Source organism: Shewanella sp. GXUN23E, from assembly GCF_050865035.1.
In the GTDB taxonomy this organism is placed as follows: domain Bacteria; phylum Pseudomonadota; class Gammaproteobacteria; order Enterobacterales; family Shewanellaceae; genus Shewanella.
In genome coordinates, this window is sequence record NZ_JBOZWP010000007.1 from 139287 (window position 1) to 151743 (window position 12457).

At 50.8% G+C, this 12457-nt stretch carries 11 protein-coding genes; 8 read left to right on the forward strand and 3 right to left on the reverse strand.

The features are described from left to right. The 4 genes from ACRRUX_RS08895 (at position 1) to ACRRUX_RS08910 (ending at position 8147) form a co-directional block, all read left to right on the forward strand. Entirely contained in the window at positions 1–1758 is a 1758-nt protein-coding gene (locus ACRRUX_RS08895; protein WP_432529326.1) for a tetratricopeptide repeat-containing diguanylate cyclase, read from the forward strand. Positions 1759–3325: 1567 nt separating this feature from the next. Continuing rightward, entirely contained in the window at positions 3326–4957 is a 1632-nt protein-coding gene (gene aceB / locus ACRRUX_RS08900; RefSeq protein WP_432529328.1) for a malate synthase A, read from the forward strand. Positions 4958–5062: 105 nt separating this feature from the next. Next, the gene (gene aceA, locus ACRRUX_RS08905) at positions 5063–6388 is read left to right on the forward strand and encodes an isocitrate lyase (RefSeq protein WP_432529330.1); all 1326 of its coding nucleotides are present in this window, start codon (positions 5063–5065) and stop codon (positions 6386–6388) included. Positions 6389–6701: 313 nt separating this feature from the next. Further along, a complete protein-coding gene (locus ACRRUX_RS08910; protein WP_432529332.1) occupies positions 6702–8147 on the forward strand; it encodes an HDOD domain-containing protein in 1446 nt (481 codons plus the stop codon). Here the strand turns inward: ACRRUX_RS08910 and ACRRUX_RS08915 are convergent. The 3 genes from ACRRUX_RS08915 to ACRRUX_RS08925 form a co-directional block, all read right to left on the reverse strand. After that, positions 8137–8958: a M90 family metallopeptidase gene (locus tag ACRRUX_RS08915; protein ID WP_432529334.1), complete on the reverse strand. Its 822-nt coding sequence runs from the start codon at positions 8956–8958 to the stop codon at positions 8137–8139. The genes ACRRUX_RS08910 and ACRRUX_RS08915 overlap by 11 nt on opposite strands. A gap of 174 nt (positions 8959–9132) precedes the next feature. Continuing rightward, positions 9133–9468 carry a hypothetical protein gene (locus ACRRUX_RS08920; RefSeq protein WP_432529336.1) on the reverse strand — a complete coding sequence of 112 codons (336 nt, stop codon included), beginning with the start codon at positions 9466–9468 and terminating at the stop codon, positions 9133–9135. Continuing rightward, a complete protein-coding gene (locus tag ACRRUX_RS08925) occupies positions 9428–10168 on the reverse strand; it encodes an AAA family ATPase (protein WP_432529338.1) in 741 nt (246 codons plus the stop codon). Before ACRRUX_RS08925 ends, ACRRUX_RS08920 begins: the two co-directional genes overlap by 41 nt. Positions 10169–10639: 471 nt before the next feature. On the opposite strand from ACRRUX_RS08925, the gene ACRRUX_RS08930 reads away from it, so the two are divergent. The 4 genes from ACRRUX_RS08930 (at position 10640) to ACRRUX_RS08945 (ending at position 12445) form a co-directional block, all read left to right on the forward strand. Next, positions 10640–10870 (forward strand): DUF3820 family protein, encoded by a 231-nt coding sequence (locus ACRRUX_RS08930; protein ID WP_432529340.1) that lies wholly within the window; start codon positions 10640–10642, stop codon positions 10868–10870. A gap of 61 nt (positions 10871–10931) precedes the next feature. Then, complete coding sequence (locus ACRRUX_RS08935) at positions 10932–11234, forward strand: NrfJ (RefSeq protein ID WP_432529343.1); 303 nt, start codon at positions 10932–10934, stop codon at positions 11232–11234. A gap of 73 nt (positions 11235–11307) precedes the next feature. After that, positions 11308–11850 carry a GNAT family N-acetyltransferase gene (locus ACRRUX_RS08940; RefSeq protein ID WP_432529345.1) on the forward strand — a complete coding sequence of 181 codons (543 nt, stop codon included), beginning with the start codon at positions 11308–11310 and terminating at the stop codon, positions 11848–11850. A 118-nt stretch (positions 11851–11968) separates the two neighbouring features. After that, positions 11969–12445 (forward strand): DoxX family protein, encoded by a 477-nt coding sequence (locus ACRRUX_RS08945; RefSeq protein ID WP_432529347.1) that lies wholly within the window; start codon positions 11969–11971, stop codon positions 12443–12445. The last annotated feature ends 12 nt before the right edge of the window (positions 12446–12457 follow it).

Below are 12457 nucleotides of genomic sequence, written 5' to 3' on the forward strand. Positions count from 1 at the left end.
ATGCGCTTGTTGCTGGCGGTGATTTTATTGTCTGTAAGTGTCTGGTCTTTGCCTGTAAGGTCGGCGGACGCGAACTTCCAGCAACAGCTCAATGAGTTACAACAGCTGCTATCAACAGAGCCGCTGAAGGCTAAAGCCATCATCGATGCACTGAATCCAAGTCTCAACGCTTTTACCAGAAATGAACTTACCCGATTTTACACCCTGTCGAGCGTTTTCCTCATTATTTCCGGAGATTACGATAACGCCTATTCGCAGTTGATGAATGCCAAACATTACGCCAGAGACAACGAAGAATACGTAGATATTTACCATTATTTGGCGACGGTAGAAGTATCGAGAAAACACTATGCTGAAAGTCTTCAGTATGCGGGTAAGGTGTTGAGTCTTATCAAAGATATTGGCGACTCCGCGCTGCAGGTTAAAAGTTACAACCGGATTTTCAGTATTTTCTTTCAGCTGGAGGCATATACCGAGGCCCGCGAATATGCGCAGCTTGCCTATAACTTAAATACTGAAAGGGAGCCGGTAAGCCTCTGTACCTCAATGCTTTATATCGGTCTGAGTTACCAGTCACTGAATGACTATGACAACGCCCATCAGTGGTTTGATGAGAGTCTGAGTTTCTGTAAGCAACACAATATTCCTGTCATGGTCGCCATGTCGCAGAAGGCCAAGGCGCTGGCCTATTACCAAACCGGCGATTATCAGGCGTCCCTTAAGTTATTTGAGGCCTCTTCTGCTGGCTACATGGCTTTTTCCTATCAGCTGGAGATCACCCATGTCGACTCCTGGCTGGCGGAGAATTATTTTCAGTTGGGGCAGTTGGACCAAGCACAGCAATATGCCCTCAAGGTCCTGAGTGGTCAGGACTTGCCTGAGTATCTGGATGCCAGAAAACGGGCTGTCAGGGTGATGGCCGATATTTACTACGGCCAGGGGCAATATCAGCAGGCTTACGACTATCAGAAGGATTATCTGGCCTACACCGAAAAGCAGCTGAGCGATACCTTTGCCAAATCCCTTTCTCATCAGATGGCTAAATTTGACAGTGATGAAAAAGAACGTCAGATCAACTTGCTGGAGCAGGAGCGGGGCATCTATGTGGAGCAGCGTCAGGTTGAACATCAGCAACAGGCCAACATTACTCTGATGCTGCTGCTGACCGCAGGCGGGCTGGTGATCAGTGCCCTGGTTATTTTAATTGGATTAAGCCAGCGCAGTCGCTATAAGCGTATGGCACAGCTCGACAGTTTGACCGGCGTAATGAACCGGGGGACCGGACTGACCAAGGCTGAAAATGCCTATATTGCCGTGATGACCCGTAAATCCACTATGGCCCTGATTCTGCTGGACTTGGATAATTTCAAAGAGATTAATGATAAACATGGTCACAGCACAGGTGATTGGGCACTTAAGCGTATGGTGGATGTGGTCAAGTCCAATGTCAGGCGGACGGATATCCTTGTGCGGCTGGGCGGAGAGGAATTCGCAATATTCCTGCCGGACATGTGCATCTCAGATGCCGAAGTCGTAGCAGAGTCTATTCGGATGGCTATCCAGCATATTCAGCCCCAGTATGCTGAGCAACCTTTTGAATTAACAGCAAGCTTTGGGGTTACAGTCTCTGACGAAACAGATCTGAGTCTTGACCCGATCCTCAGCCGCGCTGACATTGCGCTGCTTCAGGCCAAAAACTCAGGGCAAAACCGTGTGGTTGTCTATGGTCAATCCACACTGAAAGAGCAGATTGCCTGAATTTGCCGCATGCCTCTGAGGTCGATACCAAAATCCTGATGCTGAACACATCCAAAAATTGCAGCAGTCCTTTGGGGGAGGGGGCGATTTTTCAGCTGTGATTTACGTTGTTTTTTGCACTTCTGCTTTTCTGTTTTGGTCTTGTACTGATCAGTGGTTATTTATCCCCATTCGGCTGCTTGCTATCCCACATGTCGTATTTATACCAACTTCATTAATAGTTTGATCAATTCAAAGCGTGTCAGGGATGCTGTTCCAAGGCGCATTGAACTCCCACTGAAACAGATCAACTATTAAATGAAATTGGTATTACCTGACATACAGTCAAGGCCGTATGCGGATGGCGGAATAGACTGGCAGGTATTTCAATCACAACGTTCATTCCTCTGACAAGCACAAGCACAAGTACAAAGCCGAGTCTACATTGCATGAGCAGGTTGCTTTGACCTGTTGGACTGAAACAAGGCTGTCGGTGTTGGGTGTCGATATTTGGTTGAACCGGCACTTGGATGGGATGTTATTGCTTGCTGTTACAGTCGCTCCCTGCTGCATGAATTTCCCCGGCGTTAACATGGTGCAGCGTTGCACATTAACGACACGGACGTTGCAAAGGCGCGGTGTAGCTCCGGTTATACAAAAGATTGCGGGCTGACTGCCCCTTTTCGGATACTTCTCCCGCCGATCCAGCTTGTTCAGCTCAAACCTGGATATGGGCGCTGGCTTACCCGAGCAAGGCATCCCATTGCTGCGCAGCATACAACAAGGACGTCAGCCCAATTTCAGCAGGCCCGATACCAGCGCCTGCTTTCAATCCCTGATGTGCACTGGCGAAACACATCCCCGATGAAAGCTTCTGAGCTGAGTTTTGGCAAGAATCCGTTAAGGCTGGAAAGTCTGTCTTGAATCAACGGATATTGAATGCACACATTCAGTGCAATCCCTACCAAGAAATTTGACATTTTTTTGAAAATTTTTGCGTTAAACCAAAAAAAATTCTGCAGGTAGTCGCCTGACAAACTTTTTATGACTCAATCCGTCGCGAGGTTATTGTTTTTCGTTTACGTCAACGTCAAAGTTAAACGAGTGTTTTATTTTCTTTGGTGTTTGATTGACTTTAACTAGCTGTAAATATGTCAGTTTTTTATTTTTCAAATAATCCTGAACTAAACAGTCCATCTAAAGGTGTACAAACTTTAGACGGATATTTAGTGTAAACCTAAGTGTTGGTGATGGTTTTTTATTACGTAATTAAATTACCTTGTAAGTCAGTGGTAAAGTTGTAAGACAAGTTTCTTAAATGATTTTTTTATCAGCGACACTTTGATTTAAAAATTTTGAAAAACAATTGGTTGCAACGGTTTTCTGATCTTGGTATTACCAATTTTTATTCACGAAAAGTTAATACTTATATGCTGTTGGTCAATGTGAGAACTGTTGCCAATACATTCATTTCTGATTAGTTTCTGTGGAAAACAAACAAATGGCAGCTTTTCCCGGAACACCTGTAAACGCGGGAACAGGAAACGGTCAGCAAAGGTGATCTGCTTAAGAGGCATCGGGGGTACATATGACACAGGCAAATATCGCAACTGAACATCAGACCCAGCTCAGCAGTCCGCTGAAGATAGTGGGTCGCCATGTTGAGGGGCAAGAACAGATCTTTACAGAAGGTGCACTGAATCTGCTGCAAAGTTTGTGCGCCACCTTCATGGACGAACTGGATGATTTGTTGCTGCAGCGCAAATCCCGTCAGCAGCAGTTTGACAAGGGCGCGCTGCCAGACTTTTTGTCGGAAACCAAATCAGTGCGTGACGGTGACTGGCAGATCCGTGGTATACCTGCGGATTTGCAGGACCGCAGAGTCGAAATCACAGGGCCTGTCGATCGCAAAATGATTATCAACGCCCTCAACGCCAACGTGAAAGTGTTTATGGCGGACTTTGAAGACTCATTGTCTCCGACCTGGGAGAAAGTCGTTCAGGGCCAACTTAATCTGCGGGACGCCGTACGCGGCGACATCTCTTATACCAATGAGCAAACCGGCAAGCATTATCAGCTGAAGGACAATCCGGCCGTGCTGGTTGCCCGGGTACGTGGCCTGCATTTGAAAGAAAAACACATTGAATTCAATGGCAAACCTATCCCAGGTGGGCTGTGTGACTTCGCTCTCTATTTCTACCACAACTATCACCAGCTGTTGGCAAAAGGCAGTGGTCCCTACTTTTACATTCCCAAACTGGAAAGCCATCTTGAAGCGCGTTGGTGGGCCAGAGTGTTTCGGATGGTCGAAGAGCGATTCTGTCTGGCTCCCGGAACGATCAAATGTACCTGCTTGATCGAGACGCTGCCGGCTGTATTTGAAATGGAAGAGATCCTGTATGAGCTGCGCTCCAACATTGTGGCACTCAACTGTGGCCGCTGGGATTACATCTTCAGCTATATCAAGACACTCAAGCGCCACAAAGATCGCATCCTGCCGGACCGTCAACAGGTCACCATGGACAAGCCATTTCTCAGCGCCTATTCACGCCTGCTGGTGAAAACCTGTCACAAGCGCGGTGCGCTGGCGATGGGGGGAATGGCGGCCTTTATCCCCGCCAAAGACGAGGAAACCAACGCCAGAGTGCTGACCAAGGTGCGCGGTGATAAAGAGCTGGAGGCCCGCAACGGCCATGATGGCACCTGGGTGGCGCACCCTGGGCTGGCTGACACCGCCATGGCGATTTTCAATGAATACATAGGTGAAGGGCATTGTAATCAACTGCACATTACCCGAGATGTCGATGCCCCCATTCTGGCGCAGGAGCTGCTGGCTCCCTGTGACGGCGAGCGCACCGAAGAAGGGATGCGCCTGAATATCCGGATTGCGCTGCAATATATCGAAGCATGGATAAGCGGCAATGGTTGTGTGCCTATCTATGGCCTGATGGAGGATGCGGCAACTGCTGAAATTTCAAGGGCTTCAATCTGGCAATGGATCCAGCACGAGCAGAGTCTGTCCAACGGCAAACTGGTGACTAAGAAGCTGTTCAAAGACATGCTGGTGCAGGAGCTGGCCAATGTCAAAGAAGAGGTAGGTGCGGAAGTCTTCACTCACGGGAAATACACTCAGGCGGCAGTGCTGCTGGAGCAGATTACCACAGCCGATGAGCTGGTGGATTTTCTGACTCTGCCAGGCTACCGGATGTTAACGGAATAACTCACGAATTGGTGCCAGCCTGCAGGGCAACGTCCCCTGGCTGGTGCAGCAGACATAAATGAGCTGCCTGGGCAGCGCAAAAAATTTAAAGGAAGGAGTAACACCATGAGCAAGGCGACCGAAATGATGACCAGACAACAACAAATCGATGCACTGAAAAAGGATTGGGCCGAGAATCCGCGTTGGAACGGCGTGCGCCGTCCATACACGGCGGAAGAAGTGGTGCAGCTCAGAGGTTCTTTTGTACCGGATAATACTATTGCCAAACGTGGTGCGGCTAAGTTGTGGGAACTGGTGAATGGCGGTGCCAAGAAGGGCTATGTCAACTCACTGGGCGCGCTGACCGGTGGTCAGGCGGTGCAGCAGGCCAAAGCCGGTATTGAGGCTATCTATCTGTCCGGTTGGCAGGTCGCTGCCGATGCCAACCTGGCTGGCACCATGTATCCGGATCAGTCGCTGTATCCGGCAAACTCCGTGCCTGCGGTGGTATCCCGAATCAACAATTCATTCCGCCGCGCCGACCAGATCCAGTGGGGCAACGGCGTCAATACTGACGATGAGCAGTTCATTGACTACTTCCTGCCGATTGTTGCTGATGCTGAAGCCGGGTTTGGCGGGGTACTTAATGCCTATGAGCTGATGAAGGCCATGATTGATGCCGGCGCTGCGGGGGTTCACTTTGAAGACCAATTGGCCTCAGTGAAGAAGTGTGGTCATATGGGCGGCAAGGTACTTGTGCCCACTCAGGAAGCGGTACAGAAACTGGTTGCTGCACGTCTGGCCGCCGATGTGAGTGGCGTCGAGACGCTGGTGATCGCCCGAACCGATGCCAATGCGGCAGATTTGCTGACGTCAGACTGTGACCCATACGACCGTGACTTCCTGACCGGAGAGCGCACCAGCGAAGGTTTTTACCGGGTGAATGCCGGGTTGGATCAAGCCATTGCCCGTGGTCTGGCTTATGCGCCTTATGCGGATCTTATCTGGTGTGAAACGGCCAAGCCGGATCTGGAAGAAGCCCGTCGCTTTGCCGAAGCCATTCATGCTCAGTATCCGGATCAGTTGCTGGCATACAACTGCTCACCGTCGTTCAACTGGAAGAAGAATCTGGATGACGCCACCATCGCCAGATTCCAGCAAGAACTGTCAGACATGGGCTACAAGTACCAGTTCATTACTCTGGCCGGTATCCACAATATGTGGTTCAACATGTTTGACCTGGCATACGACTATGCCCGTGGTGAAGGCATGAAGCATTATGTTGAGAAGGTTCAGGAAGCTGAATTTGCTGCGGCCAACAAGGGTTACACCTTCGTTGCGCACCAGCAGGAAGTGGGTACCGGTTACTTTGATAAGGTGACCAATGTAATTCAGGGGGGGCAGTCTTCAGTGACCGCGCTGACTGGCTCCACTGAAGAGGAACAGTTCTAAATCAACAGGATATTCCCGGGTCAGTGTTATCGCCCGGGAGAGCTCCCAGGCGGAGTTCAATCAGAATTTGTGTTCCCAGGGCGAAAGCCGTGGTCGGGATACAAATGTCAGGCACGCCCCTACTCGTGCCTGACGTGTCAAAGGTTCGCCTTTGATATCGCTGCGGTCTCGTTTGACGGCAGCACAGGACAGCCGGACAACTCCCCGTCCGGTTTCCCTTCCAGTGATTGTATTGCTTGTGTTTTTGGCGGCCTGATGGCCGCCTTTTTTTACCTATACTTAGGATATCTGCCACAGCAACATGGGGTGATGCTTGTCATTGGTCAAGTCCGAAAATAAAGGGTTGGGATATTGGGTTCACAGGATCAGTGATGAGGAGATGCCGGCGCTCAGTTCCATGGTCAAGAGTCTGGAATCACTCAGCGAAGATGATGTATCGTCGTTGTCCAAGCTCGGTCGCAGTATCATGCACGACAACGCGCTGACCAGTCGCATTTTGCGGGTGGCCAACAGCGTTATCTACAACAAGGGACGTCATCCTATCACTACCGTCAGTCGGGCTGCCGTGGTTCTGGGATTCGATGCGTTGCGCAATATCTGTCTGACAGCACGTCTTATCGGCAGTTTACTGGAATCCAGAGAGCTTTCCCCGCTGGTTCACGCCCGGCTCATCGCCAGGATGTCCGGCTCATTCCGCGCGGCAATGCTGGCGAGAATGATGCAACCTTACAGAGACGAACAGAGTCAGGAAGAGGTCTTTATCGCCGCTTTACTGTATCACCTTGGTGAGTGCGCATTTTTAAGCGCCGGTGCCGGTGAGGCAGACATTCTGGTGCAGCTACTGGCGCCTTTGGATGATGACGAATCCCAAAGCGTGATTAAACGTCGTCTGGGGATCAGTTTCAGCCAACTGACTCAGGGACTGGCCGGTCATTGGGGATTGGGGGAGCTGTTGACCAAATCACTGGATCATCCAGAGCAACGAACCGGTGAAGTGCGCTGTGTCTATCTTGCCAATCAGATAAGTGATGCTATGTCGCAGGATGATGCTGTCAGGCTGGAAGAACTGATGACCAAAGCCGCTCAAATGCTGGATATGCCAGAGCGGGAGTTTCGCGCCAAAGTGCAGCGTTGTACTCACGCCACGATGAAACTGGCAGAGGCATATGGTGCTGCTGGTATGGCTGAGTATCTGCGCGTTGATGCGCAAAAGTCTGTGGGTGTAACCTCCGAATCTCAGACTCAGGCGGCGTCATCCGGTGATGATGCCACACAGTTAATGCAATTGCGCAAATTGAGTATGCTGGCTGAAACCGGTGGTGACTTCAATGAGGTGATAATGACTACGCTGACCGGGTTGAAAGATGGTGTTGGCCTGGACCATTGTGGCGTTTTTCTGCTCAGTCGGGACCGCACCCAACTGCTGGCGAGGATAATGCTGGGATTGACGCCGGGGCAGCAGCAAAGTCTGGCGCAGTTACCTCTGAATGAAGATGCTGCGATGGTGTCGCTGATACGTGAGCAGCAACCACTGAAATGGACCGGCATCATCCCCGAACCTTTTGCGCCACTGGCCGTCGGTGGACTGCTGGTTTCGCCTTTGGTCGTCGAGGGTAAAGTCATCGGGATGTTTTATGGCGCAGCATCAGGCCTGCGCCCGGGGATCTGTGATGAACAATATGCTGCATTTTTGCACTTTACCCGCCAGGCCAATATCTGTTTCTCCTTGCCGCGTCGGCGTCAGTCCATCACCAGGTAAGGGGATCGAGCCGGTAAAAATGGCTCAGCTCGCGGTACAAGAGTGGGTGCTGTTCGTTGAAGGCCTGAGGTTGCTCAAAAAACACTTCGGTGATCACCGCAAAAAACTCCGCCGGGTTGGTAGCCCCATAGTAGCTGAATAATGAGGGCAACTCCTGCTGGGCACAGTATTGCAGTTGTGCAAACTCCCGGTTCATGATTTCTGACCAACTGGCATAATCGGCCTGAGTTGCCAGCGGTGGTGCCCCATTGGCGCGTCCGTCCTCCTGATCCAGCTGATGGGCAAACTCATGCATAACCACATTGGATCCATCATGGGGATCCGCGGCACCGGCCAGGGCATCGTGCCAGCTGAGAATGACCTGCCCCTCATCCCAGGATTCACCCAGCAACACCGCACGATGCTGAAAACTCAGACCAATTTCGTTCCGCTGTTCCTTGTCGACGATAAATGCCGCCGGATAGACCAGTATTTGTCTGAGTTTGGGAAAGTAGTCTGTGTCCCGGTTGAGCAGCAACACACACGCCTGCGCTGCAATAGTGACTCGGATGTCATCATTAATTTCCAAACCATCACAGCCGACAAACTGCTTTTCAGCGAGGAAGATTTTGATGTGGTCTTTCAGCTGTAACTGCAGATCTGCCGGCAAGCTCCTGAACATCGGCAGACGTTGCCTGATGATGTCACGCCAGGATTTGGGAAAGGGCATGCGGCGAACTTTTTCACGTTTTTTACGAATGCGCAGTGGCGCCGATGCCAACCACAGAATTGCGGTCAGGCCAATGAGAGACACCAGCAGAATGGCCAGCATAACAGTACCGGTTAGTGAGTGATGTTAAAGAGATGGGGGCAAATGCGATGAAAATCAAGAAAAGGGGCCGGCAAGACCCCGGGGAAAACAGAATCACTTAATTCAGAAGTCTGTTTAGCCCCTTGCGGGAGAGGGCGGATCTGCCGGCATAATTCGGAATGACAGTTATTGTAGTTATTCAGTCAGGCTTGCGGCCTCTATCTGTTCGCGCAGCTCCCGCGTCTGCAGATAGTGTTCATGGATCAAGATTCTCACCAATCTTGATTTGGCAATATGGCCATCCCCAGTCATCTCTGCCAATTGCTCGATGCAGGTTTCACTGAGAGTGAACGTGGCATTGCGAAATTTTCGGCTCCTGTGTTTACCGTTGTCATTGGCGGCCGGTTTGCCGGCGTGGCGTTGCAAACCCATGGCATAGAGGGTCGCGCCATCGATAAACTCTTCCAGACTCAGTCGCGCTTGTGACGACTTAGCTGGCAAAGCGTTTTTCTTGAGATCTGCCAACCCCATGTTGACCTCCTGCTGCCAGTTTATCCCGGGACAGTTGTTGCTTCATTTCGGCGGCGCTGCTCACCTCAAAGGCTTCACAGGCGATGGCGCGAATTTCCGCGGCGGCCTTGCCTTGCGGTTCTATCTCCATTACTGACATGCCGGATTCTTCACTGTCGTCGTAGACATTTCTGGCGTAGGTGATGGCATCCAGTACATTGATGTCATAGGTGCGGCAGACGTCCTTGGCTTCAAGAATTCGATTTGCCTGATTGGGCAGGTTAGGGCACTGCGTGATAATGAACGACGCCTTCATTTTGGGGTTGATCATCATGCAGGTCGCGATGACATCATCCATGTGGCTGACGGTTTTCAAATCTCTGCGCTTGGGACGAAGAGGCATCAGTACATGGGAGGCCACTGACATGGTGGCTCTGAGCGCCAGGTTGTCCTGGCCACCGCAGTCCACGATCACACAGTCATAATGTTGCTCAAGACTGAGCAGATCATTACGGATCTTGCCATACAGCTGTACGCAGTTGATCCCCGGCAATGCCTCATTGTTATTACGGGCCTGGATCCAGTCTGAGGTGGTGCGCTGTGGATCACAGTCAACCATAATCACTGATGCGCCGACCTCTTTGACCATGAATACCGCGATGTTTTGTGCCAGGCAGCTTTTGCCGCTGCCACCTTTTTCACCGCCAACCAAGATAATCATAATTAGTGTCCTCTCCCAACACTGCCGGCCTGGCGGAATACCTGGCCGAACTCAATCCTTGCATTGACTCTAGATGGCCTTTATTGAGCATTCAACTGTCTGATTTATGGCGTTTTCAATACTTTGACAACGCGGCAGATTATTGGCGATATAGTGTCACCGCCAGCACTTTGACAAATTGTTTACATGTCGAGGTGGGGGCTATTTTGTGGCTTAAAAACAGCAGGATAGTGTGCGATTGAAAATTGACATATGGTTGTTGTCAGTGCAGAACGCACAAAGTCAGACCGGCGGAGTAACGGTTTTAATGTGTTTTTGTGGGTAAATATCCACCATCTTATTTCATTTTATTCTAATTGATTTGGGAACGTCGTCGTCGGCACATTCGCGCCGGCAGGATGGACTTGTGTTCCCGGCGATCGGCGGTCACAATGCCGACCATTAGCGGTTGGCGACAAAAAGAGAACCCCCTTGGAGCAGATAAAAGCGGCAATAAATCAAACCATGCCTTTTGGCAAGTATCGGGGGCGTAAGCTGCTGATGTTGCCTGAGCCTTATCTGGTGTGGTTTCACGGCCAGGGTTTTCCTGAGGGAAAGTTGGGACAGCAATTGGCGCTGGTGTATGAAATCAAGCTCAATGGGTTGGAGAGCACTTTTATGCCGTTGCTGGACGACGGATTGACAAAATTGCAATCCAGGTAGCGGAATTGTGGGTGGTGACATGGTTAAATGCTGCTAAATTAGCAACTTCACAGGAATATCAATGAAAAAGTTCGGATTGAAATTGGTGGCTTCTGCGGCCCTGGCATTGTCGGCATCTCTGGCATGGGCTCAGGGTGGCATTCATCAGGGGACTGTGCTGGATACCATGAACAGTGGCGGCTATACCTATGTTCAAATCCAGGAAGGTGATAAGCAACTGTGGGCCGCCGGTCCTCAGGTTGAGTTGCAAAAGGGTGATAAGGTCAGCGTTATCAGTGCCGGTTGGATGAAAGATTTCCACAGCAAAACACTGAATCGAACCTTTGCCGACCTGCTGTTCGTCAGCAAGATCACCAAAGACTAAGATCCAACCCAGGATCCCATGCCCCGGCATCGCCGGGGTTTACCTTTTATCTACTTGTCGCCACAGTATCGATATGCATAACCAACTCAATATCGCGCCTGTGCTGCACAGGTTTCAAATCCAACCCTTTGACAGGGCTTATGCCGGTCAGATCAGTACGCTGTTTCATCGCGCGGTTCATGCTATCGACGGCCGACACTATTCTGCGGCGCAGTTGAATGCCTGGTCCAGTCAGCCCAGATCGGCCAAGTACTGGGAATTGCGCCTGACCCGCACCCAGGCCTGGATGATGCTGGATTTTAATCCGCCAAAGCCTCTGGCCACTCCCTTCTGCTGTGGTTTTATCAACCTCGAAACGGAATATTTTCAGCGCGGCTATATCGACAGTCTGTATGTTCATCCGGAATATCAGGGGCGGGGAGTTGCCCGGCAATTGTTCCATCAGGTAAAGCTATGGGCACAATCCCGGGAGTATCCAGAGCTGTTGGTTGATGCCTCCTATTATTCCCGGCCGTTGTTTGAGCAGGAAGGGTTTGAGTTGCTGTTTAAGTCCTATCAACCCAAGTCAGGACAGATGCTGCCGGGCTTTCATATGCGCTTACCTTTATCCCGCTGATGTTCCTTTCTTTAGAATAATTCATCCTTAATTCAATAATTTTATTCTCAATCTGTGAAAGTAGACTGGTTGTATTCATCAGCGCCGGAGCACCGGCAGTCTATTCTCAGAGGAATAAATGAAACGACCATTACTCAATACTCTCCTGCAAGCCGACAGCTCGCTGGCACCTCTGGCATTACGCATTCCGGCTGGCGTTATCTTTACCGCTCACGGGGCGCAGAAACTGTTTGGTATGTTTGGCGGATATGGACTCAGCGCAACAGGGCAGTGGATGGAGTCCATTGGTTTGGCGCCGGGCTTATTGATGGCATTGCTGGCGGGGGGCGCAGAATTTTTGGGTGGTCTGTTGATTTTGATGGGGTTGCTGACCCGTCCTGCAGCGCTGGTGCTGGCTTTTACCATGCTGGTGGCCATAGTGTCAGTGCATCTGGGGAATGGCTTGTTTATGAGCAACAACGGTTATGAGTTTGGTCTGGTATTGCTGGCTGTGTCCTTATCGTTGCTGCTTTCCGGCTGCGGACGTTTTGGTCTGGACAGATACTGGCTGACCAGATTATCCGGCGACTCAGGCCTGCCGGCATTGAAAGCCTAGGAGCGGCACACC